This window comes from Dyadobacter beijingensis DSM 21582, from assembly GCF_000382205.1.
GTDB lineage: Bacteria > Bacteroidota > Bacteroidia > Cytophagales > Spirosomataceae > Dyadobacter > Dyadobacter beijingensis.
The window spans coordinates 1314335-1339703 of record NZ_KB907786.1; the positions used below are offsets into that span (position 1 = coordinate 1314335).

The window sequence follows — 25369 nt, forward strand, 5'->3', positions numbered from 1 at the left end:
AATACCCATGCGAACAACATTAGGCAAATGGATTTTCAGTACGGCGATCGGCCTGCTGGCGCTTTCCGCGCATGCCCAGAACTTCAAGGACGGCATTACCGTCGATGAATTCATTTTCGAAACGGCGCCGTTTCCCGAAAGCCACGCTTCGACCATCGCCGAAACGCCGGGAGGACTTGTCGCAGCCTGGTTTGGCGGGACCAAAGAGCGGAATCCCGATGTGGGCATCTGGGTGAGCCGTTTGGAAAACAACAAATGGACGGCCCCGGTGGAGGTCGCGAACGGCATTGTGAACGACAAGCTGCGGTATGCGTGCTGGAACCCGGTTTTGTACCAGGTACCGAAGGGCGAGCTGATGCTTTTTTATAAAGTCGGGCCGAATGTGCCGGGCTGGAAGGGCTTCCTGATCACCTCGAAAGACCAGGGCAAAACGTGGTCGAAGCCGCAGGAATTGCAGGAAGGGTTTTGGGGGCCTATCAAAAACAAGCCGGTACTGCTGGCGAATGGGGAGCTTTGGTGCCCGTCGAGCACCGAAGGAGAAAATGGCTGGCGCGTGCATTTCGAGGTGACACCGGATTTTGGCAAAACCTGGCGAAAAGTAGGGCCGCTGAACGATGGAAAGACGATCAAGGCCATTCAGCCGAGCCTGCTCACGTACGCTAACGGCGACATGCAGATCCTGTGCCGCAGCCAGAGCCGTTCGATCGTCGAATCGTGGTCGAAAGACGGCGGGAAAACATGGTCGGAGGTAGCGCCTTCCGCATTGCCGAACAACAATTCGGGTACCGATGCCGTGACTTTGAAAGATGGGCGGCAACTGCTCGTGTACAACCATGTGAAGCCGCCTGCCGGCCAGCCGAAAGGGCCGCGTACACCTTTGAATGTGGCTCTTTCGAAAGATGGTAAAAGCTGGGAGGCGGTGCTGATCCTGGAAGATTCGCCGATCAGTCAGTATTCGTATCCGTCTGTGATCCAGACTGCCGACGGTATGGTGCATATCGTGTACACCTGGCGGCGGCAGCGCATCAAGCATGTGAAGATCGACCCGGCGAAGCTGAAAGGCAAACCGATCGCGGAGGAGCAATGGCCTATTTGATTTTAAGACAATGAAAAGAAGAGACTTTTTGAATGCGTGCGCGGCCGGCATGGCGGCGCTGCCCTGCACATCGTGGGCCGGAGGAATGGCCGCACTGGCAAAAAAAGGACGCTATAAGATCGCCGTGATCGACCTGATGATCCTCAAACGGCAGAAATTGAGCGCATTACCGCTCGCCGATGAAATCGGTGCCGACGGCCTGGAAGTGGATATGGGCGGCCTGGGCGACCGGCCGACGTTCGATAACAAGCTGGCCGACGCGGCCGTGCGGCAGCAGTACCTCGTTAAAGCGAAGGAATTGAACCTCGAAATATGCTCGCTCGCGATGACCGGCTTTTACGCGCAGTCGTTCGCGAAACGCGATGGCGCGGAGAAAATGGTGGGCGATTGCATTGAAACCATGCAAAAAATGGGGATCAAAACGGCGTTTCTGCCGCTGGGTATCCAGGGGGATCTCGTGAAAAACCCGGAATTGCGTCCGGCCATTGTGGACCGGCTGAAAACGGTTGGTCAAATGGCGGAAAAGGCCGGCGTGGTGATCGGCATCGAGACGGCGCTGGATGCCAAAGGCGAGGTGGAGTTGCTGAAAGAGATCGGGTCGAAAAATATTCAGATCTATTTCAACTTCTCGAACCCGCTCAAAGAGGGGCGCGACCTTTGCGAAGAGCTACGGATTTTGGGTAAAAACCGCATTTGCCAGATCCATTGCACGGACGAGGACGGCGTATGGCTGCAAAACAACACGCGGCTTGACATGAAAAAGGTCAAATCGACGCTCGACAAAATGGGCTGGAAGGGCTGGCTCGTGATCGAGCGCTCGCGGGATGCCGCTAAACCGCGGGATGTGAAAGGTAATTTCGGAGCGAATACGGCTTTCATGAAAACTGTGTTTCAATCCTAACTTCATTCATTTTGCCTGTTCCTGTCTTACAAAAGTTCCTGAAAACGTTGCTGAGGGCATTCGCGCTGATCATCACGGTTTTCGCCGTATCCAAGGCCCAGTCGTTTTCACCGGCTGTTTATCATTTGAAATGGACTTCCCAGAGTAAAAATTCCGGCGGATCGATGCCCTGCGGCGGCGGCGATATCGGGCTGAATGTGTGGGTGGAAAAGGGGGATATCCTGTTCTACATGTCGCGCAGCGGGGTTTTTGAGGAAAACAATGTGTTTCCCAAGCTCGGTCGCATACGGGTGCGACTTGCTCCGAACCCTTTTGAAGAGGGGGGGAGTTTTGCGCAGGAGTTGAAGTTGGAGGAAGGTTATGTGGAGATAACGGGTAAAAAAGGCAAGTTGAGTGCGACGGTGAAAGTTTGGGTGGACGTTTTTAACCCTGTCATTCACCTCGATATGGAAAGCAATAATCCGGTGTCGGCGCAGGCGTGGTATGAAAGCTGGCGGACAGGGCCGGTGGTGCTGACGGGCAATGCCAAAAGCGCGAGCTCCTACAAATGGGCCGCGCCCAGCGTAACCATGCATCCCGACAGTGTGAGCCACCAGAACAATGCTGTGCAGTTTTACCACCAAAACCGCGATTCCACGATTTTCGATGTGATGGTACGGCAGCAACAACTCGGCCCGATCAAAGCGCAACTTTGGAACCCCTTGAAAAACCTGACGTTCGGCGGCTCGATGACCGGCCGCAACATGATCGCCGATCCGGTGATCACAACAGGCAAATATGCCGACGCGCCTTTCAAAGGATTTGGATTAAAAACCCGATCACGCACGAAAAGTGTTCAGCTGAGCATTTACCTGCACACAGGCCAGCAGAGAGACCTGGCGGTCTGGAAGTCCGGGCTCGGGGAGGTGATCGGGAAAGCGCAGCGGGAGGAGAAAACGGCACGGACAAAGACACTCGAATGGTGGAAGCAGTATTGGAACAGGAGCCATATTGCGCTGAATACCAGTAGGAAAGATACTGCTTCGCCCGTGTGGCAGGTGGGGCGGAACTACCAGCTGTTTCGCTACATGCTGGGCTGCAATGCATTCGGCAGCTACCCGACTAAATTCAATGGCGGGCTTTTTACCTACGACCCGGTTTTTGTGGATTCGTCGTACCATTTCACGGCCGATCACCGGAACTGGGGCGGTGGGATTTTTACGGCCCAGAACCAGCGGCTGGTATATTGGCCGATGCTGAAAAGCGGCGATTTTGATATGATGAAGCCGCAATTCGAATTTTACCAGCGCATACTGGGCAATGCAGAGGCGCGTACGAAGCATTACTGGGGGCACCAGGGGGCTTCATTTACGGAACAAATCGAAAATTTTGGTCTGCCCAACTATGCTGAATACAGTTCCAAACGTCCTGCGGGCTTCGATCCGGGTGTGGAATACAACAAATGGCTGGAATATCTGTGGGATACCTCGCTGGAATTCTGCCTGATGCTCCTCGACCAGCAGCATTTCACCGGCGTGGATATTTCGGGTTATCTGCCGTTGATTGAAAGCTGCGTGGTTTTCTTTGATGAACATTACCAATATCTGGCCGAGCGGCGCAGTGCCGCGAAACTGGATCAGAACGGGCATTTGGTGCTGTTTCCGGGCAGTGCGGCGGAAACCTTTAAGATGGCGTACAATTCGGCAACGACCGTGGCGGGATTGAAAACGGTGCTGGAAAGAATGCTTGCATTGCCGCCTACCTATGGAAACGCTTCGCAGCGCAAGCATTGGGGGGAAATGCTGAGCCGGGTGCCGCCGCTGAGTTTTCGCGAAATGCAGGGGCATCGTACGATTGCCCCCGCGCAGGCATGGGAACGTATACAGAACACCGAAATCCCCCAACTTTACCCGGTTTTCCCCTATGGTATGTACGGAATCGGCAAGCCCGATCTGCAAACAGCCATTAACACATGGAAATACGACACGGAGGCGATTAAAAACCGCAATCACACGAGCTGGCACCAGGATGGCATTTTCTGCGCCCGGCTGGGCCTCACGGACGAAGCCGCCGCACTGACAATCAAAAAGCTCCAGGACTCCGGTCGCCGCTTCCCGGCCTTCTGGGGCCCCGGCCACGACTGGGTTCCCGACCACAACTGGGGCGGCTCCGGTATGATCGGGTTACAGGAAATGCTCCTGCAAACGCCCGGCGATTCGATTTATATTTTACCCGCCTGGCCGGACGACTGGGACGTGGAATTCAAGCTCCACGCGCCGCTGAATACGGTGGTGGAAGGAGAGTGGAAAGGCGGCAAAATGATCCGCCTGAAAGTGACGCCGGAGCACAGAAAAAGTGCCTTGATTTGCTCGAAATGCGGGGTTATCCGTTTGTAGCCGTTTGCAAACGTTTACAAACGGGTAAAACCGGCTCATGGCTTGACAAGCTTTTTGAATTGTGCTAGCTTTGTTTCAGTTAGTTCATTGTCAAACTTCAAACCACGCACTTGTTATGAATACGAATACAGAAAATAAAAACGAGCTCGGAAACCCAATTACTTTTGGCACTGCTCTGGGTTCACTTGCTGCATATTTGGGCCCTGCCGCAGCCTTGTCAGCAGCCGTAGTGGGAACTCTCCTCGGCTTCTGGTACGATAGGAAATACAGGGAAGGCGTTCCCGCCAAGGATTCAGACGAAAGCATTTGTCACCATCAATAGGCTGCTAACAACTTAATTTGATGGTCAATGGAAAAGTACTGGGATCAGTTTGCTATTTCGGTAGTCATAAGTCTGATCGGATGCCTTGCACATACTGTCTATGTGGCTGTTAAGAAGGGTTTCGAGAACGTGCAAGAGCGGGACGCAGTGGTGGTATTTGCCGAAGTCTTGGGTTGTTGTGCAGCAATTAAAATAATCTATCTATCCTTCGATCCCAGCCTTTGCAGGCCGGAATCACGTATCGACCTGGCGTTTCTTTCCCTGGGAGGATATATGATGCTGCTGGTCTCATGCAAAAATTTGCAGGCTAAATTTAAAGAGGTGAAATAAATTGCACCCTGGTTAATGTGAAACATAAATAAATCAATATTTTTTCGCTTAGTTTCGAATGTTTTTCTTTTCTTTGTTTTAGAGAAAAAGATAATTGAGCATTTTCAAAAACAACGCTTCCGGAATGTTGAACGGCCCATTTGTTCTGGCGATCGATCAGGGTACGAGTAGTACCAAAACCGTCATTTTCGATGGTGAGGGGAAGGTAGTGGCGCGCGGAAACGAGCCATTGCATACCACATACCTGGATGGAGGATTGGTAGAGCAGGACCCGCAGGCGATTTTTGAAAATGTGCTGACGTCCGTTTCGAAATGCATGGCTGATTTGAGTTCGAAAGGTGGACGTATACAGGATATCCGTTCGTGCGGGATTTCAAATCAGCGGGAGACGTTTGTGCTGTGGGACCGGGCAGGGCAGCCGCTGCATCCGGCGGTCGTGTGGCAATGTAAGCGTTCGACGGCTGTCTGTGAGCAACTACGCGCTGCCGGACTGGAAGAAATGATCCGGCAGAAAACCGGTTTGCTGGCCGATCCCTATTTTTCAGGATCGAAAGTAATCTGGCTGAATAGTTATCACGAAGGCGTGAAAACGGCCATGGCCGCGGGTAATGCGTACTTCGGTACGGTGGATACCTGGCTGCTTCATAAGCTGACGGGCGGTAAAGCTTACTTAACCGACCATACGAACGCATCGCGGACTTTATTCTTTAACCTGGAAACACTTTCCTGGGACGAAGAACTGCTTCGGTCGTTCGGCTTAGAGAATTTGCATTTGCCTGATATACAGCCGTCTTCTTCGTTTTTCGGAGAGACTGATTTTGAAGGATTGTTGCCGAACCCGATCCCGGTGACGGCTATGATCGGCGACTCGCATGCGGCGGCTTTTGGGGAGGGATGTTTTGGCCCGGGGATTGCCAAGGCGACTTTGGGCACCGGGTCGTCCATCTTGATGAACATCGGCCCGGAGCCGAAGCCTTCGCATCAGGGTATGGTCACGACCATCGGTTGGAGCGCTGGCGACCGGGTCGAATACGCGCTGGAAGGCGTGATCGTAACGTGCGGTGCGACGATCGAATGGCTGAAAACAAACCTGGGCTTGTTCAGCGACATCCGGGAAACCGAGTCAATGGCGAATGCTGTGAAAGATAGCGGCGGCGTTTACCTCGTGCCGGCGTTCAGCGGGCTGGGTGCTCCGCATTGGGATATGAACCGGAAGGCGTCCATCACCGGACTGACATTCAACTCCAATAAGAACCACATTGTCCGCGCGGCGCTGGAATCGATCCCATTTCAGATCAAGGATGTGATCACGGCCATAGAGTCCGATACAGGTATCGCATTGCAGGAGCTGAAAATCGATGGCGGCATGACGTCCAATGGTTTTGTCGTGCAAATGTTGGCAGATTTGCTCGAAAAGCCAGTCGTGAACCTTGGCTTTCCGGAGGTGTCTGCCTTGGGTGCGGCTTACCTTTCCGGTTTACATTCAGGAGTTTATCCGAATATTGATTACTTGAAAACTTTGTGTGAAGGGCATTTGTCAGTATCGCCGGATTTGCGGAATGGGCAGGTTAGGGCTACCTATCGCGGCTGGCAGGAAACCATTAATGCGTCAGCACAGGTTTATATAACACATTAATTATGAGATATTTGTTTTCTTTTGTTGCATTCTTGTGCAGCATGTCCTTTTTATTTGCCCAAAAACAGGTAGAGCGATGGGAGCGGTTTGAAGTCACGTTGACAGGTCCGCAAACGGGCAATCCATTCGCGGACGTGAACCTGTCTGCGGAATTCACAAACGGCAGCGAAAAAGTAAAAGTTACCGGTTTTTATGATGGGGACGGTCGGTACAAAGTCCGTTTCATGCCCCGGCAAACGGGGGAGTGGAAATATAAAACGTTCAGTAACAACAAGTCGCTGAATGGAAAGACCGGCTCGTTTACCTGCACAGCGCCCGGCGCGGACAATCACGGGCCGGTGCAAGTAGCTGATACTTATCATTTTAAATATGCCGACGGTAAGCAATACTATCCATTCGGTACGACGCTGTACGCGTGGACGCACCAGCCCGAAGGTCTGGAAGAAATCACATTGAAAACGCTGGAAAATGCGCCTTTCAACAAGGTGAGAATGTGCGTTTTCCCTAAATATTACTCCCATGTAGAAAATGAGCCGCCGTATTACCCTTACGTGAAAAAATCCGAAACGAAGGATGCGAAGGGGAAAACAAAATTCGAATGGGACGTATCGCGGTTCGAACCTGCATTTTTCCAGCACCTGGAAAAGCGGATCGACGATTTGAAAAGACTTGGTATTGAGGCGGATGTGATTATTTTTCATCCTTACGATAAAGGGCATTGGGGATTCGACAGTCTGGGTAAGGAAAACGACTTGAAATACATCCGGTACCTGACTGCCCGCCTGGCCTCGTTCCGGAATGTGTGGTGGTCGATGGCCAATGAATTCGATTATGTCAAAACGAAACCCCGCGCGGACTGGGATGCGTACACGAAGGCGGTTGTGCATGCCGACCCTTACGGCCACCTTTGCTCGATTCATAACGGCAGTGTTTACTATGATAACTGGAAGCCGGAGTTTACGCACGTGAGCATTCAAAATGGATCTACGGTCGAAGATTTTGGTCGCGCTACCTTGCTAAGGGATGTGTTTTTCAAGCCGATGGTGTATGATGAAGTGTGTTACGAAGGCGATTTGGAGCAACGATGGGGGCATTTGAGCGGGGAAGAAATGACGGAGGCATTCTGGCAGGGCGTCATCGCGGGAACGTATGTTACGCATGGGGAAACCTACAAGAACGCGGGCGATACGATATTTTGGGCAAAGGGCGGGAGGCTGATCGGCAGCAGTCCGGCCAGGATAGGATTTCTGCGGAAGGTGCTGGAAGAGGCGCCGGGGCCGCTGGAACTGTCTGATCCATGGAAAGATCACCATACCTCGAGGGCGGATAGCAGTTACTACCTCGTTTACCTGGGCAAGAACATGCAACCGGAATGGGAGTTCAGCTTGCCGCGTAAAGGAGGGCCCAAGGCAGGCCGGAGATTTAAAGTGGAAGTGATTGATACCTGGAATATGACCGTCGACGAAAGGCCGGAGGTTTTCGAAATAGCCGAACCCGTGGAGTATCGCATTTTTGACAAGAAAAGGACCTCCATCCGGTTGCCCATGACACCCTACCTGGCTTTGCGCATCCGGGAATACAAACCGTGATCACGATTTTTGATTGGTTAACATAGATAGTAAAGGATTAAAAAGACCGGATTATGTCTGGTCTTTTTTTATTTAATCGATTATTTGTCAATATTCGAAACAATTCGAATATAAAAGAAAGTATAAATTAGTAACGCGGCACTTTGATGGCTTTACAATCTGCTTTTCCGTACGCTTATGAAACCAACTACGCTTGGATTAATCCATACTTCGGCTACACTCGTGCCCATTTTCCAGCAGTTATGCAGCGAGCATTTGCCTGGTGTAAACCTGTTCAACATTGTCGACGACAGTCTGATCAAGGACGTAATCGCAAAGGGTGTCCTGACGCCCGGCACGGCGCGGCGCGTCGTCGATTACGTGGCATCGGCCGAAGCGGCCGGTGCAGACCACATCCTGGTCACCTGCTCGTCGATCGGTCGGGCTGTGGAGGCTGCTGCGGCGCTGGTGAATGTGCCTGTACTGCGTGTGGACCAGCCAATGGCCGATCTGGCCGTTTCAAAGGGTAAGCGGATTGGTGTGGTGGCCACTTTGCCTACTACATTGGAGCCTACCTCGGACCTTGTGCAGCGACGCGCTGCGGCCGCCGGGAAAGAGATCGAACTCACAAGTCGGCTGTGCGAAGGGGCGTTTGATGCGCTGATGGGCGGCAATCCGGCATTGCACGATCAGCTGGTCGCGGAGGCTTTGCGGGAGCTGGCGGCGCAGGTAGATGTGATTTTACTTGCGCAGGCGTCGATGGCGCGCGTGGTGGAAACGCTATCGCAAGCGGAAAAGTCCGTACCGATCATAGCAAGTCCGCCCGAAGCGGTGCGGTACCTGGCTTCCGTTATTAACCCAAAATAATATGCTGGTAATCAGGAAATTATGTGTTGTATTGGCGGTGTTAGGCCTTGTGTTGCTGGCGGTTGCCTGGCTTACCCAATCCTCCGATTTGCTCAAAGCAGCCGCATTAGGCACGGCCATCACCGGGGCGATCGGCTTCGGGGTGCTGCCGGCATTGAAGGGATACCAGTACACGGCCTGGATCATCGCGGCGGTGGTGGCGGGCATGGCCTATCCGCAATCGTTCCTGCATATCGGGACGTTTGATTTGCGGAATAAATGGCTTATCCTCATCGTGGTGCAATTCGTGATGTTTGGAATGGGTATTCAGATGAGCCTGCGTGATTTCTCCGAACTCGCCACATCGGGAAAAGGCGTGATCGTGGGGTTGTGCAGCCATTTCACCATCATGCCGTTAACCGGCTTCGCATTGACCAAAATCTTCCATTTCGACCCGGAAATAGCCGCGGGCATCATTCTGCTCGGTTCGTGTTCCAGCGGGCTGGCCTCGAATGTGATGGTGTACATTGCCCGGGCCAACCTGGTGCTATCCGTGGCCGTCACCGCCATGACGACGCTCGCAGCCCCCTTTCTGACGCCATTTCTCATGAGAATGCTCGCCGGAACGCTCATTCACATCCGCTTTCTGGATATGATGATGGAGATTATCAAAATCGTGATCGTCCCTATCGGCGCCGCATTGATCCACGACTTTCTCAAAACGGCCACGCCGCGCGGAAAGCGCAATCTTTATGCGGTCGCATCGCTATCGCTGATCTGGCTCGGCACATTACCGCTGGGATTGTGGTTTTGGTTTTCAAAACAGGTTTCCGGCGCCGGCTTGCAGTCACTCGAAGTGCTGTCATTTTTCGCCGGCGCGATTTTGGTGGGCTTGCTGTACCACATCATTACGTTATCCTTTAAAAACCTCGACCGTTATATGCCTTACATCTCCATGTTCGGCATCGTATACTTCACCACCGTTACTACCGCCGCTGGAAGAGATAACCTGATGCAGGTTGGATTTCTGCTCTTTTTCGTGTCGGTCGTGCATAATTCCGCGGGCTATTTCTTCGGGTACTGGCTAAGTCGCCTGCTGGGCCTCGATAAGGCTTCTGCCCGCACAATGGCGTTCGAAGTAGGCCTGCAAAACGGCGGAATGGCCTCCGGCCTGGCCGGAACAATGGGGAAATTGGGCACCGTCGGGTTGGCGGCAGCGGTATTCAGTCCCTGGATGAATATTTCGGGGTCGATCCTGGCGAATTACTGGCGGAGGAGGGAGGTTGGGCAGCGGCAGGGAACGGATATTTCCGAAACTGTCAAGGAGCAAAAGACTTAAAGTCAATGTGCTTGTAGAACTGGCTATCTTGCGCTGCTTTAAGTTCTTGTATGTCGAAATTTCCAGATGCAATTTCCGCTCTTAAAAGGTCACTAATCCGTGGTTTGAGAATTGTGAGATCCTTGTTCACAATGTCGAAAACGAGTTCATAGTCGATACCCGTGTAGTCATGTGCGACGCGGTTGCGTATACCTCTGATTTGCTGAAAAGGAATGTGCGAGTATCGGCTTTTTATCTCCTCGGAAAGGCGATTGGCTTGTTCTCCTATATTGATCAGCAGGAGTAGACTCGCATTGAATTGCATTTGGTCATCCTTCTGGAAAAAATCGATAGCAGTTGTTAAATGCTGCGTGTAGATTTCGATTTTGCCCATCGATTCGAGCATGACTAAAATTGGCAAAAGGTCCCGGGAACTAGCGTGTGACATACTTCAAATCTTTGCGGGCGCGGTGGAGGATAATGGGATCGGCAAATTTTTCAGGGACCAGATCTACTTTAATGTTCAGGATCGCCTGCAGTTTTTCTTTTAATTGTTCACGGACGCGATGTCCGACATTTTGTTCCAGCAAAATATCAATATCGCGATATTCTTCGCCGCGGGCGAACGATCCGAACAAGCCGAGGCGGCTGATTCCGAACTCTTCGAAAATCCGCTCTTTTCTCAATATCGATTCAAGCTCGTGAATGGTCATATCACCCCTTTTCTTCAAAGATACCAAATTTGTCATTCAAAGTCTCCTCTTCGCACCGCCTCGAAATACCCCTCCCCGCCAACCTGCCCGCCCTTGAATACCACTTCCAAACCATCCGCGGCCGAGCCGGGAGCGAACGCGCGGCAGAGCGGGGCGCCGGGGGATAACGGGGCAATCATACTGACCGCCCGGATGCCTAATGCGCGGGCAACGATGCCGGAAGTGTCGCCACCCGCAATGACGAGCCGTTTGAGTGCCGTAGCGCCGGCGGTTTCGCGCGCGATCTGCCCCAGCGCGTTGCCATAGAGCGATGCGGTGAGGGATTGGATGTCAGTTGGTGTCAATCCTTTGTCTTTGAGTATTTTATTGGATTTTTCGAACCGTTCGTCCTGGGTGCTTTTGCTCGTGTGTATGATGAGGCTTTTTCCTTTTCTGATCATATCGGTGGCATTTTCGATTTCGCTCATAAAGTTTCTGTCGTGCGTGCCGGCAGCGATAGCCGGGGTGTCGAGGGCTATTTCTGCAAAGCCGTTGGCTAACGCGAAGTCGATCTGGCGGGCGGTGACGGGCGAGCAGCTGCCGGAGACGACCAGTAAGGGCGAGGCTTCGGAGGGCTTAGGCCATTCCGCGGGGGATTGAATGATTCCCTGCTCTTTCCAGAGGCCGGTAAGGGCTGTTTCCACGCCAGAGGAGCCGACGGAGAAATGCGGCGCTCGCGCCTGGCCGAAAGGATCGATCAATGCGCCGATGCGGGGCATCTGGTGGTCGTACAGCGCATCGAACAGGATGATCTCGTGGCTTTGGATACTATTTTCCAAGGCCGGCCATGCCTTTTCAGGGCCGCTTTCGATTTGTACGAGGTCGATCAGGCCACAGGATTTTGTTGTTTGTTTGGCTAAATGAAGCCTCAGGTCGCTTTCGTCCGAAGGGGTCGTGGGGTGTTTGCGCATGCTCGGATGGCGGTCGAGGCGGTGGATGTCGCCGTTGCTGCCGATGCCCATGCGTGCGAACAGGTTTCCGAATGCACAATAGCGTCCGAGCGAAGGCGCCGCTACGACGAGCGAGACAAAACGCGGGCCGAATATTTCCGCCCCGATGTCGATGGCCTTGCCGATGCTGCCGATTTCGGGCGATGAGTCGAATGTGGAGCACACTTTGTAATGAATATGCCTCGCGCCGGCCTTTTCGAGCGACTGGAATGCCGGCCGCAACGTTTCTTCCATGAGCGCGGGCGTCATCGCGCGTGTCATCCCTGCGACGCCGAATGCGCGGATGCCTGGAAAGCGCGCGAGATCGTCCGGGCCGGGCGGATCGATGAACAATGCCGTGCGCACGCCGGCGCGTTCGAGGATTTCCATGGCGTCGGTGGAGCCCGTGAAATCGTCGCCGTAGTAGGCCAGAAGCAAGCCGGAGTGAGTCATATACGCTTGAATGGCAGTTTTCCGAATTTTTCAACCGATTGACCGAACTCCGGGTATTGGTGCGCCGCTTCTTCGGGCGTCAATCCGCTGACGGCGGCTTCCCAGGCTTGCTGCAAGGCCGTTACACCCGCCGCAGCGCCGCCCGGATGGGCCATAATGCCGCCGCCCGCCATGTAAAGCAGGTCGGTCGTTTGTGTGCGACGGTAAGTTTCGAATGCCTGCCCGCCCCATTGCCCCGAGGATACCACCGGTAGCAATGGCTTACCCAGCGGCGCCGGATCGAGGCACGATGCGATGGAGCGCACGACGGAATCGTCCGATTCCCAGAACTTATTGTCAATGCCATTCACATGCAGCTGGTCCACGCCTGCAAGCCGCCAGAGTTTTTGGTACGCCGGAAATTCAATGCCCAGCAGCGGGTGGCGGTTCAGCATACCCCAGCCGTTGCGGTGGCCGTGGATCGCCAGCTGGCCCAGGTCGCAAATGCGCCTGGTTGCTGAAAGGCCGACGCTGTTGATGCTTATCATCGCGCACGTTCCGCCCGATTGTACCACATAGTCGTATTTTCGGTGCATCGCGTCCATTTCATCGCTGATATTGAATGCGTACATCACCTTTTTGCCCGTCCGGTCGGCGTGGCGGTTGATGACCGCCATTACGGCTTCCACGCGGGTTTCAAACGGTGAATTTGCCGTCGAAGCCATGAGTTCGTCGTCTTTCACGAAATCGATACCGGCTTCGGCCAGCGTTTGTACCATACCGGCCGTTTGCTCGGGTGCGAGGCCTACGCTGGGTTTGATAATCGTGCCGATTAGCGGTCTTCCAGCCGGGGCGCCGGTCAGAGCGCGGCAGCCGCCGATACCGAAATGCGGGCCGTGATAATGCTCGGCATAATGCTCCGGAAAATGAATGTCCATGAGTTTTAGCCCCGTAAACTGCCTGATTTCGTACAGGTTCCCTTGTAATGTTGATACCAGTGCCGGCAGGTTCTGGCCGAAGTTTTCGATGGACCACGATACGTCCACCAATGCCCGTCGATAGCGCCCGTCGGGCGAGGACGCGCCGGGAATTGCGGGCTCGCTTACGGTTTCCAATACTTCTATCTGCTCCACGCGTGCGGCAAACCGGCTTTTGAGTTCTTCCGTTTCGCCCGGTACGGTCACGAAGGTGCCCGATGATTGTTCCCCCGCGAGTACTTCTGCCGCTTTTTCGACCGCGTAGGGCGTTTCGATGTAGTAGCGTGCGGTAATTCTTTCCATTGTTTCGATCAATCCTATTTAATGCTTACGAATGTAGCTCATTTTAATTCGATTTAAAGCGCATTTTGCAATGCATTTACGCGTCCCGAAGTGACAAAAACTGTTTTACAACAACTTTTTATTAAAATAAGACAGAAATTATTTACAAATATTTTTTTAAACTAAAATTTTTCCTACTTTTCGTAAAAATTAGAATAAAAAAGAAAGAAAAAGAAAATCACTACTTTCCCTAACCGTTCGAAATGTTTATGAAACAACTCTTACGCATCATGCTGGCATGTTGGCTCGTCGTCCCGGCGGTACATGCGCAGACCCTGTCCGTGAAAGGAAGGGTAACGGGTGTGAGCGATGCCGACCCGCTGCCGGGTGTGAGCGTCGTGATCAAAGGAACGCAGCGCGGCACGACTACGAACACCGACGGCGCATTCCAGATCGACGTGCCGGATCAGGCTACTGTGCTGGTATTCAGTTTTGTAGGTTACAAATCAGTAGAAGAGACGGTCGGTGCGCGTGCCGACATTGGCGTAAGGCTTGTGCCTGAAAACAAATCGCTCGAAGAGGTGGTCGTGGTGGGTTACGGAACGCAGAGCAAACGGGCGGTGACCGGCTCGGTGATTTCCATTAATTACGACAAGTTCAAAGACCGTTCGTTCAGTAATGTGACCCAATCGCTCGCCGGGACATTGCCAGGGGTAAATATCTCGCAATCGCAGGGGGCGCCGGGCGCTTCGCCGGTCATCAAGATACGCGGGATCAGTTCGATCACGGCTGGAACGAATCCGCTCATTGTAGTCGATGGTGTACCTTTGGAAAATTTCAATCTGAACCTCATCAACCCGCAGGACATCGAGTCGATCGAGGTTTTGAAGGATGCTTCGTCGGCCGCCATTTACGGTTCGCGCGGTTCAAGCGGGGTGGTGATCGTGACGACCAAAACCGGCAAGCCGGGCAAGGTGAATGTGAGCGCGAATGTGGAGTACGGCTCGCAGAAGGTGACGCGCAGGGTGAAAATGATGGATGCGCAGCAATATATCGAGACTTATATAGATGCCAAAAACAACGCATGGACAGCCCAGGGCGGTAAAGCGAGCGACCCCAACAGCTTGCGGCCAGCGACGCTGCGCATTCCGGAGGACTTTACCAACAATCCGCAACAGTTCGGCAAAGGTACCGACTGGCAGGACGTGATGTTCCGCACGGCGCCTTCGTTTACCGCTCAGGTGACCGTTACGGGTGGCACCGAGAAAACGCAATACATGTTTTCGGGCGCTTACCTGGACCAGACTGCCGTACTCGACGCCAACTATTACAAGCGGCTCGCGGTACGTTCGAACCTCAAAACACAAATTAGCAAACGGTTGAGTGCGGGGATGAATATCGGCATTACCTCCATTTTCGACCGCACGGACGGAACCCAGGGCAAGAGCGATGTGATCAGCCTTGGCCTGCAAAGCGACCCGATTTTCCCGGTATACAATGAAAACGGCAACCTCGGTTTCCGCGACCCGAACTCGACGTGGTTCCGGTTCACCCAATTTGCCGACATGAACCTCTGGCACCCGTACTCGCTCACACGCGAGGTGGACAAGGGCCGGAAGTCGTTCAACACGCTGGCGACGGGTTACCTTGAATATGAAATCCTGGATGGATTGCGGTTCAGGACGAGCCTGAGCGGCAACCTGTACAACACGCGCAGCAATTTTTATTGGAATGACAAACAAAAATACGGCTACTCGGCCGTGCTCGCCGCCCAAGGCAATGCAGGCGACGCGTATATGCTGAACTGGCTGAGCGAGAATACCTTAAACTATGATAAAAAGATAGGTGAGCATTCGTTTACCGGACTATTGGGCTACACGAGCCAGAAGCAGCGCGACGAAACGATGTACGTGGCCGCGAACAATTTTCCGAACGACCTCGTGCATACTTTGAACGCGGGAACGGTAACTGCAGGTAATACGACAGCCAGTGAATGGTCGCTGCTCTCGTACCTCGCGCGGGTGCAGTATAATTTCAAAAACCGCTATTTCCTGGCGGGAGCGTTACGTCGCGACGGGATGTCACGCTTTGGGGAGAACAACAAATGGGGGTATTTTCCCTCGGTATCGGCAGGTTGGCTGCTATCCGACGAGGCATTCATGTCGGGTGTCACGGCGGTGAACAACCTGAAACTCCGTGCAAGCTATGGGGTGACGGGCAACAACCAGATCCCGAACTACGGGGCGATCAGTCTGCTGGCCGCGGCGCAATATGTGAATGGTCAGAACCTGGCTAACGGATTGAAAGTGAGTAGTCTGGCGAACCCTGATTTGAAATGGGAGAAGACCAACCAGTTCAATGTGGGCGTGGATCTGGGTCTTTTCAATAACCGCATTAACCTCTCGGCGGAGTTTTACAACTCAATTACCCGCGACATGCTGCTCTTCGTTCCCGTGCCGGACATTACCGGCTTCTCGACCCAGCTGACCAACATCGGTAAAATGCGTAACCGCGGCGTGGAATTGAATATTTCATCCAAAAACCTCACAGGTGCCGTCACCTGGTCGACCGATTTCAACATTTCCAGGAACCGCAATAAGGTGCTGCAACTGGGCCCTGGCAATGCACCGATCCAGTATGTGGACAACGTCGTAACGGTGCGCACCGAAGTGGGCCAGCCGGTTTCCAACTTCTATGGCTACATTTTCGACGGTGTTTTCAAAAACCAGGCGGAAATCGATGCTTACCCGCACCACGCCAGCACGACGCCGGGCGACCCGAAAGTGCGCGACGCGAATGGCGACGGCAAAATCACCGATGCCGACCGGACCATTTTGGGTAATTATCAGCCGGATTTTATCGCAGGTATCACGAATACGGTGGGCTACAAGGGTTTTGAGCTGTCGTTCCTCTTCCAGGGATCGTTTGGCGGCGAGATCGCGAACAACAATGTGCGGTACCTGGGCACCTGGGACAACGGGCGGAATTTTTTCGAAAGTATGTATAACTACTGGCGGTCGGAGAGCAATCCCGGCGACGGGAAGCATTTCAAGCCGTCTGTAAACTACCTCGGTTTGCAAAAGCAGTTTTCTTCGTATTGGGTGGAAGATGCGTCGTTCGTTCGGTTGCGCAATGTGCGGGTGTCGTATGCGGTGCCTGCGAAATGGGCTTCGAAGCTGAAAATGAGCGGTGCGCGGGTGTATGTGAATGCGGAGAATGTGCATTTGTGGAGCAAGTATATCGGCTACGATCCGGAGAATACTACTTATGGGACCACTTCCTATTCGTCGAGCATGGAGACTTCCAGCTCGTACAGCAGCGGCAATGCGCCGGTCCCGGGGGCATTTCAGGGAGTTGACTATGGATCGTATCCTTTGCCGCGGGTAATTACTGTTGGGATTAAGGCTGATTTCTGATGCCACGAAGACACCGCTGCGGCGGGCCGCGAATAAGCACGAATGCGCTTCGCGTTCCTTCGCGTCAACAAAAAACATGAACACAATGAAAAAACATATCAAAACCATAGCCCTCGCGGCGTTGATGCTGACTACCTGGGCGTGCAAGGACTCTTTTCTCGAACTGGCGCCGGTTTCCAACCCCAGCGCAGAGAATTTTTACAAAACAAAATCGGATTTCGACATTGCTGCCAATGCGGCCTACAATACGCTGTATACGGTTTACCACCCGCAGGGACCGGTTTCGTATGCCGGCGAGCTGATGTCAGATAACGTGACGATCTTCAATATTTCGGGCAACCAGGCCGATAAATGGCAGTTTCGCGACTACACGCTCGCGCCTGCTAACACGATGGTGTACCAGTTCTGGCAGGATTTCTACCGGTCGATCTATAACCTGAACATCATTCTCGATAAGATACAGAATGCCGACCTCGATGCCACCTACAAAGCCCAGACGCAGGGCGAAATGCTGTTCCTGCGCTCGCTGTACTATTATAATATGGTGCAGCTCTGGGGCGATGTTCCGCTGGTAACCCGGCCCGTGAGCGCCGCCGAGGCCTACGACATCGTGCGGTCGCCCGCATCGGAGATTTATGCGCAGATTGTGAAGGACCTGGCGGAAGCTAAAACCAAACTGCCCGCGACGGCAACGATCACGGGGCGTGCGACCAAAGGTGCCGCGCAGACGCTTTTGGGCAAGGTGTACCTCGCTACCGGCGATAAAACCAATGGGGTGAAAGAGCTGAAAGAAGTTTACGACAGCAAGCAATACGACTTGCTGCCATCCTATGCATCGCTTTGGGACCCCAAAACGAAGAATACGAAGGAGTCGATCTTCGAAATCCAGTTCCTGGGCGGGTCCGCAACTTCGCCTTACAGCAACTATTATCTTGAATTTTTCCCCAATTCCAATGCGTTGGGCTTCTACGGCGCGGGTATGAACCAAGTGGTGGAGGATATTTGGAATGAATACGAAAAAGGCGACGGTCGCCGCGAGGCTTCCATCGATACCGGTTTTACGGATGCGAAAGGGAATTTTACCAAAGCGAAATTTCCTAAAAAATGGCAGGACAAAACCGCCCCGCTGATCAACCAGAACATTGCCGCGAACAACAACTTCATGGTCCTCCGCTACGCCGACCTGCTGCTGCTGCTCGCCGAAGCGACCGGCGAAGCTACCTATCTGAACCAGGTGCGCAAGCGTGCCGGGCTGCCGCTATACGGCGAGAGCGGCTATCCTGCGAAATACAATACCCTGGCCCTGGCCGTAGAGCACGAGCGCCGCGTGGAGCTCGCCTTTGAATTCCACCGCTGGTTCGACCTCAAACGGACCAACCGCGTGATAGATGTGCTGGCCGCGAAAGGTAAACCGGTGACGCAGAACAAGCTGGTGTTCCCCATCCCGAACATCGTCCGGGACCAGAATGCAAAAATCACCCAGAATGCTGGTTATTAACAGGTTCCCTGCTTTTCGACGCATGAACTTTAAACGCACAAACTTACAATTCGCAATGCTCCTTTGTGCCGGCCTGATCGCCGGCACAAAGCCTGTTTACGGGCAGTCGAAAATGCTCAATATCTCGGAAAACAAGCGGTTTTTTACGGACGCGAAGGGTAAGCCGTTCTTCTGGCTGGCCGACACCGGCTGGCTGCTTTTCACGCGCCTCACCCGCGAGGATGCCGATCGCTATCTGGCTGATCGACAGCGGAAAGGCTTCAATGTGGTGCAGGTAATGGTAGTGCAGGCGCTCCGGTCGGCGAATGTGTACGGCGATTCTGCGCTTGTCCACCGCGACCTCGGCTTGCCGAATGTGACGGAAGGGGCTGCTTACGACGACCCGGCGCAGTACGACTACTGGGACCACGTCGATTACATTGTGGATAGGGCGGCGGAAAGGGGCATTATCGTTGGCATGGTGCCCATTTGGGGTAATGCGGTGAAAAACGGCAGGACGAGCGCGGCGCAGGCCAAAGCCTATGCTGCGTTTCTCGCACACCGCTACCGAAACCGCCCAAATATCGTGTGGCTCAACGGCGGCGATACCCGCGGCGACGTCGTCCCGGATGTGTGGGAAGCGATCGGCAGCACGCTGCGTGCGGAAGATCCGAACCATTTGATTACCTACCACCCCTTCGGCCGGACGCAGTCTTCCACCTGGTTTCATAGCCGTGAGTGGTTGGATTTCAATATGTTCCAATCCGGGCACCGCACTTATGCGCAGGATAACGAGCCTCAGGATCTGCGTTATGGCGAAGACAACTGGCGGTATGTGGAGGCGGATTACGCCCGCCGGCCTGCGAAGCCGGTGCTTGATGGCGAGCCATCGTACGAAAACATCTGGCACGGGCTGCATGACAAAACGTTACCGGTATGGACGGCCGACGATGTACGGCGGTATGCGTACTGGTCCGTGTTTGCGGGGGCGTGCGGGTTTACGTACGGGAACAATGCGGTAATGCAGATGCGTCACGCACGCGGATATCCGGGTAATGCGCCTGCGATACAAGCAAATGTGTCACCGGTTATTGCGAATGATCAATCGGCTTTGCAGGCAAAGTTGCCTTCCTGGGAAGAAGCCATCGATGATCCCGGTGCCGGACAAATGGTGTATTTGAAAAATCTGATGCTTTCCAAATCCTACTTCGACCGGGTGCCCGACCAATCGCTGCTGGCGGAGAATGGCGGGCGTTATGACCGGCTGCTGGCCACGCGCGGGAAAGATTATGCGTTGATATACACCTGGAACGGCCGCGAAATGCAGGTGAAAATGGGTAAAATTACTGGTAAGAGGTTGAAGGCTAGCTGGTTTGATCCAAGAACGGGTAAGATGACGGTGATTGGGAAATTTGAAAATAAAGGAATCAAGACATTTAACCCGCCGGGGGAGGTTAGAAACGGGAACGATTGGGTTTTGGTGTTGGAAAAATAGGCTTATGCGAAAGGAATTATTACAGATGACGGCATTATGCCTGGCTGCCGGCGCGCTGAATGCGCAGGATACGATCCGGTATTCGGGCAAAACGCTCGTGAATGTGGACTACCATCACGGACAACTCAGTCCGGCCATCGGCGTGCATTCGTACCAGACATTGCGGGCCAACCGCACCGATGCCGGCAAGGATTCGGCCATTACCTGGACCTACAACCACGCGCCGATGCTGGCCTATTGGAACGGTACATTTTACCTGAATTACCTCAGCAATCCCATGGGCGAGCACATTCCGCCGGGCCAAACGCTTTTGCAGACTTCGAAAGACGGCAAAACCTGGACCAAACCAGTTGCTGTTTTCCCGCCTTATAAAATCCCCGACGGCACGAAAAAGGAAGGCCATCCCGGCGTGGCGAAGGATTTGTACGCGGTGATGCACCAGCGTATGGGTTTTTATGTATCCAAAAGCAACCGGCTGCTCACATTAGGCTATTTCGGCATGGTACTCGACGCGAAAGACGATCCGAACGACGGTAACGGCATCGGCAGGGTCGTGCGGGAAATCAACAAAGACGGTACTTACGGACCGATCTATTTCATCCGGCACAATGCCTCGTGGAAGCAGGCATCGGATTACCCGATGTATACCAAAAGTGCCGACAAGGGTTTTGTGGAGGCTTGCGAGGAGCTGTTAGCCAATAAATTAGTAACCCAGCAATGGGTAGAGGAGGCCGACCGCAACGACCCGCTCGTGAGTTTGAAAGGGGAGTACAAGGCATTTAGTTACTACCACTTACCGGACGGCCGTGTGGTGGGGCTTTGGAAAAATGCATTGACCAGTATCAGTAAAAACGACGGCAAAACCTGGCTGTATAACCCGAAGCGTGCGCCGGGCTTTGTGAACAGCAATGCGAAAATATGGGGGCAAAAAACGTCGGACGGTAAGTATGCGACGGTGTATAATCCCTCGGAATTCCGCTGGCCGCTGGCGGTTTCGGTGAGCGACGACGGTTTGAACTACAAAAACCTGCTGTTGGTGAACGGGGAAATTACCTCGATGCGCTATGGCGGCAACTACAAATCCTACGGTCCGCAGTATGTGCGCGGCATTTCGGAAGGCGACGGCACCCCGCCCGATGGCAATCTCTGGGTAACATACAGCATGAACAAAGAGGATATCTGGGTTTCGGAAATTCCGGTGCCGGTGCGCGATAAGGCCGGAAAGCATGCCGCCGACCGTTTTGCACAAATGCCGGAAGGCAAGGAGCTGGTCGAATGGAATATTTACAGCCCATTGCAGGCGCCGGTTGCTATTGGTAAGGGAGGTAATGGTAAGGTGTTGATTATTAAAGATAAAGATCATTTTGACTATGCGCGGGTCGAGCGTGTTATTCCCGCTACGCAGAAGCTGATCGCGGAATTTTCCGTCACGCCGGGACAGAGCAATACCGGTTTGCTCGATATCGAATTCCTCGATGCGAAGGGTACGCCGGGCATTCGTCTGTCTTTTGATTCGACGGGCGTCTTCCGGTTGAAAGCCGGGTACCGCAACAAAACGCTGCTCGAATACCGGAAGGGCCAGCGCTACGACATCAAGGTACAGGCCAATACGACCACACGCCTGTACAGCGTCGTCGTCAATGGCAAGCAGGTCGGTAACGGCGTGTTATTTGCGCCGCTGGAATCGGTGAGCCGCATTGCATTCCGTACCGGCGATACGCGCCGTTTCCCGGACGCCGACACACCGACGGATCAGATGTATGACCTGCCGAATGGCGGTTTGAGCGATCCGGAGGCTGTTTTTGAAATAGATTACCTGGTTACTAAGTCATTTTAATTCGGATTTTGCAGGAATGCGGGGCCCGTTTGTGAAAATATATGAAAACTACTCAAACGATTATCGCGCTTTCACTCGGGCTGAGCATCAGCGCATTTGCGCAGGAGAAAGCGCTCGTTAACACTTCCCAAAGCAAATTTGCCAAACTCCACGGCACGGATATGGCCTCCGTACAGTGGACGCAGGGCTTCTGGGCCGACCGTTTCAAAGTATGCCGCGAAACGATGGTACCGCAGCTCTGGAAAACTTATACCGACCCGTCGCTCAGTCATTCTTTCCGCAATTTCGAGATCGCGGCAGGATTGGAGCCCGGCAATTTCAAAGGGCCGTCGTTCCATGACGGGGATTTTTACAAGACATTTGAAGCCGTGGCAAGCCTATATGCCGCCACCAAAGATCCGGAACTGGATGAGCTGATGGACAAAACCATCGCCGTGATCGCCAAAGCGCAGCGGGAGGACGGCTATATTTATACCAAAGCGATTATTGAGCAAAGGCAAAATGGCGAGGGCAAAATGTTCGCCGACCGGCTCAGCTTTGAGGCATATAACTTCGGCCACTTAATGACTGCCGCTTGCGTGCATTACCGCGCCACGGGCAAAACAAGCCTGCTGGACGTCGCTAAAAAGGCGGCCGATTTTCTTATAACATTCTATAACTCGGCCACTCCCGAACAAAGCCGCAATGCCATTTGCCCGGCGCATTACATGGGCCTGTCGGAGTTGTACCGGACCACGCATGACGAAAAGTACCTGATCCTGGTGAAGCACCTGATCGCCATTAAAGGCGCGACCGAGGGTACCGACGATAACCAGGACCGCATTCCGTTTTTGAAACAAACCAAGGTAATGGGCCACGCCGTGCGCGCCAACTACCTGTATGCGGGTGTGGCGGACGTGTACGCGGAAACGGGCGACGACGCGCTGCTTGCACAGCTGCACGCGATGTGGGACGACGTGACGCAGCACAAAATGTACGTCACCGGTGGCTGCGGGTCGCTATATGACGGCGTTTCGCCTGACGGGACATCCTACAAACCCGACGAGGTTCAGAAAGTCCACCAGGCCTACGGTCGCGATTACCAGCTTCCCAACTTCACCGCCCATAACGAAACATGCGCCAACATCGGCAACGTGCTCTGGAACTGGCGCATGCTCCAAATTACCGGCGACGCCAAATATGCTGATATTGTGGAGCTTGCATTGTACAATAGCGTGTTGTCCGGTATTAATTTGAAGGGAGATAAGTTTTTATATACCAATCCATTGGCATATTCCGATGCATTGCCGTTCAAACAACGTTGGGAGAAAGACCGGCAGGCTTACATTTCCAAATCCAACTGCTGCCCGCCTAACACGGTACGTACCGTGGCCGAAGTGAGCCAGTATGCTTACAGTTTGACGGACGGCGGCGTGTTTTTCAATCTGTATGGCGGGAATAAATTTCAGACAACCATGAAGGGCGGCCGGCTGCGGCTCACGCAAACGACTGACTATCCGTGGAATGGCAAGGTTTCGATTATTTTGGAGGAAACGCCGAAGGAGGTATTGGCGTTGAATTTCCGCATTCCCGGCTGGTGCAGCAATGCCTTACTCAGCATTAATGGTAAAAATGAGCCTGTAAAGCTGGTTTCAGGAAGTTATGCCGAAGTAAAAAGGGCTTGGAAATCAGGCGATAAGGTTGAACTCGTGCTCGATATGCCGGTCAAACTCATCGAATCCAACCCACTGGTGGAGGAGACGCGCAACCAGGTGGCGGTTAAGCGCGGTCCGGTTGTGTATTGCGTGGAATCCATCGACTTGCCCAAAGGTAAAACGATTTTCGACGTGGCCATTGCCGCGAAAAATAATTTGAAGCCTGCATTGCTGACGATCGAAAACAGCCCGGTGATGACGTTACAGGGCGACGCCGTGTTGGTCGACAATTCGGATTGGAATAAAAAACTCTATCGCGAAGTATCCGCAGACGCCCCCAAAACGATTCCGGTGCGGCTGGTACCGTACTACGCCTGGGGGAACCGCGGCCACGGGGACATGTCGGTATGGCTGCCTTTGGTGCGCTGATTAAGGGAAAAGCACATTCCGGCTGCCGATTTGCCTGGTAGTTGGATAGTAGATTTCCTCGTAGGCAAGGATGGCGGTAACGAGCTCTTCGGCATGATTGGTCTCGCAATCGGGAATGGCGTTATCAATGTAGGAGACGAGATTATGCAGCTCATGCAAAGCGGCTTCATAGCCTTTTTCGGTAGTAAGAGAATCCATGGGTGCGCGTATGAATGTGATCAGGGGATAGGGTTTTAAGTTGGCAATTTTTCCCTGTTTCGCGCAGCCGCGATTTTCTATCGGTTTTGTCTGATTATTATTCGGTTTTGAGGTGAGGGCGTGGCTTTTGGGGTGCTGCTTCGTTATTCTGCGGCTAAACTCACAGCTCCCTCACCCAAATATTCCGGAAACTTACCCGGCTGCCGTGTTCCTGCAATTGCAAGGGCAGCTTTGCGTCATGGAATTTGTACTTGGGATAACCCTGGTATACCATCGGGCCCTTTAATTCTACGTGGTTCAAAATCAATACATTATTGTGGAAAACGGTCATATATGCGGGCTTTTCTACGGTTTTGTCGGGGCGGAAAACGGGGGCTTCGAAGAGGATGTCGTAGGTCTGCCACGTTTGGGGTTTGCGGGCGGCGTTGACGAGCGGGGCGTGTTGCTTGTAGACGCTGCCGGCTTGGCCGTTGTAGTAGATCCTGGTGTTATAGTTCCAGGATTCGTAGATCTGCAATTCGTAGAGGCCCATGATGAGGACGCCGCTGTTGCCGCGGTTGAAATCCTTGTCTTCCGACGGGTCGGGTGTGCGCCACTCGAGGTGTAGCTGCATGCTGCCGAACTTCTCTTTGGTGCGGATATCGGTCGCTTTCGGGACGATGGTGAGCGCTTCGCCGTCGGGTTGCCATTTGACGGGTGCGCCGTCCGGGTGTTCCCATTTGCCGAGATCGGCCGGTCCGCCGTAGAGGATGACGGCGTCCGACGGCGGCTGGGCGCAGGTCTCGCCGGGCGTGACAAGCGGCGGTTTTACGGACCAGTCTTCCGTAGCGGACGGCGGCGGCAGTTTTTCTTCCTTTTCCGATTGTGCGAATGCCAATCCGCTGCTATATAGAAATATGACGCCGATCAGGAGTTTTTTCATGCCGTTTGAAAGTTAAGATAGCCGCTTTGCAAATGAAGCGCAAATCTGTCTGCTGTGGTTATACAAAGAAATAATAGCACAATAACTCACTATTATTTTCAATTTTCTATTTTTATTTTCTTTTATTTACGTAAATTTGCTTTTGATAAGTTTAGGCATTCTATTTGAGCTGTGAATAGGTTTATTTTTTGTCGGTA

General features: G+C 53.3%; 20 protein-coding genes. 14 read left to right on the forward strand and 6 right to left on the reverse strand.

The window, feature by feature from the left end:
• Window positions 1-7 precede the first annotated feature (7 nt).
• The 9 genes from H144_RS0105440 (at window position 8) to H144_RS0105480 (ending at window position 10413) form a co-directional block, all read left to right on the forward strand.
• Window positions 8-1096 carry a sialidase family protein gene (locus H144_RS0105440; RefSeq protein WP_019941031.1) on the forward strand — a complete coding sequence of 363 codons (1089 nt, stop codon included), beginning with the start codon at window positions 8-10 and terminating at the stop codon, window positions 1094-1096.
• Window positions 1097-1106: 10 nt separating this feature from the next.
• Window positions 1107-1997, forward strand: coding sequence for a sugar phosphate isomerase/epimerase family protein (locus tag H144_RS0105445; RefSeq protein WP_019941032.1), 891 nt, complete (start codon window positions 1107-1109; stop codon window positions 1995-1997).
• Between the two features lie 11 nt (window positions 1998-2008).
• Window positions 2009-4372: a DUF5703 domain-containing protein gene (locus H144_RS0105450; RefSeq protein ID WP_211220674.1), complete on the forward strand. Its 2364-nt coding sequence runs from the start codon at window positions 2009-2011 to the stop codon at window positions 4370-4372.
• A gap of 115 nt (window positions 4373-4487) precedes the next feature.
• The gene (locus H144_RS0105455) at window positions 4488-4694 is read left to right on the forward strand and encodes a hypothetical protein (RefSeq protein WP_019941034.1); all 207 of its coding nucleotides are present in this window, start codon (window positions 4488-4490) and stop codon (window positions 4692-4694) included.
• A gap of 27 nt (window positions 4695-4721) precedes the next feature.
• Window positions 4722-5024 carry a hypothetical protein gene (locus tag H144_RS0105460; protein ID WP_019941035.1) on the forward strand — a complete coding sequence of 101 codons (303 nt, stop codon included), beginning with the start codon at window positions 4722-4724 and terminating at the stop codon, window positions 5022-5024.
• A gap of 124 nt (window positions 5025-5148) precedes the next feature.
• Complete coding sequence (locus tag H144_RS0105465; protein WP_033402443.1) at window positions 5149-6660, forward strand: FGGY family carbohydrate kinase; 1512 nt, start codon at window positions 5149-5151, stop codon at window positions 6658-6660.
• A gap of 41 nt (window positions 6661-6701) precedes the next feature.
• On the forward strand, window positions 6702-8249 hold the full coding sequence (locus H144_RS0105470; protein WP_019941037.1) for a DUF5060 domain-containing protein: 1548 nt from the start codon (window positions 6702-6704) through the stop codon (window positions 8247-8249).
• A 177-nt stretch (window positions 8250-8426) separates the two neighbouring features.
• A complete protein-coding gene (locus tag H144_RS0105475) occupies window positions 8427-9095 on the forward strand; it encodes an aspartate/glutamate racemase family protein (protein WP_019941038.1) in 669 nt (222 codons plus the stop codon).
• Window position 9096: 1 nt separating this feature from the next.
• Window positions 9097-10413 (forward strand): bile acid:sodium symporter family protein, encoded by a 1317-nt coding sequence (locus H144_RS0105480; RefSeq protein ID WP_019941039.1) that lies wholly within the window; start codon window positions 9097-9099, stop codon window positions 10411-10413.
• Here the strand turns inward: H144_RS0105480 and H144_RS0105485 are convergent.
• The 4 genes from H144_RS0105485 to H144_RS0105500 are packed head-to-tail and all read right to left on the reverse strand — an operon-like array spanning window position 10394 to window position 13785.
• A complete protein-coding gene (locus H144_RS0105485; RefSeq protein ID WP_169409368.1) occupies window positions 10394-10786 on the reverse strand; it encodes a HepT-like ribonuclease domain-containing protein in 393 nt (130 codons plus the stop codon). The genes H144_RS0105480 and H144_RS0105485 overlap by 20 nt on opposite strands.
• 40 nt (window positions 10787-10826) lie before the next feature.
• A complete protein-coding gene (locus H144_RS0105490; protein ID WP_229207842.1) occupies window positions 10827-11123 on the reverse strand; it encodes a nucleotidyltransferase family protein in 297 nt (98 codons plus the stop codon).
• A gap of 14 nt (window positions 11124-11137) precedes the next feature.
• The gene (locus tag H144_RS0105495; protein ID WP_019941042.1) at window positions 11138-12526 is read right to left on the reverse strand and encodes a four-carbon acid sugar kinase family protein; all 1389 of its coding nucleotides are present in this window, start codon (window positions 12524-12526) and stop codon (window positions 11138-11140) included.
• Window positions 12523-13785: a ribulose-bisphosphate carboxylase large subunit family protein gene (locus H144_RS0105500; protein ID WP_019941043.1), complete on the reverse strand. Its 1263-nt coding sequence runs from the start codon at window positions 13783-13785 to the stop codon at window positions 12523-12525. The genes H144_RS0105495 and H144_RS0105500 overlap by 4 nt, the downstream gene beginning before the upstream one ends.
• Window positions 13786-14033: 248 nt before the next feature.
• On the opposite strand from H144_RS0105500, the gene H144_RS0105505 reads away from it, so the two are divergent.
• From H144_RS0105505 to H144_RS0105525, 5 genes are all read left to right on the forward strand, one after another.
• Window positions 14034-17180 carry a SusC/RagA family TonB-linked outer membrane protein gene (locus H144_RS0105505; RefSeq protein WP_229207843.1) on the forward strand — a complete coding sequence of 1049 codons (3147 nt, stop codon included), beginning with the start codon at window positions 14034-14036 and terminating at the stop codon, window positions 17178-17180.
• Between the two features lie 85 nt (window positions 17181-17265).
• Complete coding sequence (locus tag H144_RS0105510; RefSeq protein WP_019941045.1) at window positions 17266-18678, forward strand: RagB/SusD family nutrient uptake outer membrane protein; 1413 nt, start codon at window positions 17266-17268, stop codon at window positions 18676-18678.
• Window positions 18679-18733: 55 nt separating this feature from the next.
• Window positions 18734-20152, forward strand: coding sequence for a glycoside hydrolase family 140 protein (locus tag H144_RS0105515; RefSeq protein WP_019941046.1), 1419 nt, complete (start codon window positions 18734-18736; stop codon window positions 20150-20152).
• A 4-nt stretch (window positions 20153-20156) separates the two neighbouring features.
• A complete protein-coding gene (locus tag H144_RS0105520; RefSeq protein ID WP_026350438.1) occupies window positions 20157-21989 on the forward strand; it encodes a sialidase/neuraminidase family protein in 1833 nt (610 codons plus the stop codon).
• Between the two features lie 41 nt (window positions 21990-22030).
• Complete coding sequence (locus H144_RS0105525; protein WP_019941048.1) at window positions 22031-24052, forward strand: aceric acid hydrolase; 2022 nt, start codon at window positions 22031-22033, stop codon at window positions 24050-24052.
• Here H144_RS0105525 and H144_RS0105530 read toward each other — a convergent pair whose 3' ends face one another.
• Both H144_RS0105530 and H144_RS0105535 read right to left on the reverse strand, forming a co-directional pair.
• The gene (locus tag H144_RS0105530) at window positions 24053-24250 is read right to left on the reverse strand and encodes a hypothetical protein (protein ID WP_019941049.1); all 198 of its coding nucleotides are present in this window, start codon (window positions 24248-24250) and stop codon (window positions 24053-24055) included. It lies immediately after the preceding gene.
• Between the two features lie 160 nt (window positions 24251-24410).
• Window positions 24411-25172, reverse strand: a complete 762-nt coding sequence (locus H144_RS0105535) for a 3-keto-disaccharide hydrolase (RefSeq protein WP_019941050.1) — start codon at window positions 25170-25172, stop codon at window positions 24411-24413.
• Window positions 25173-25369 lie beyond the last annotated feature (197 nt).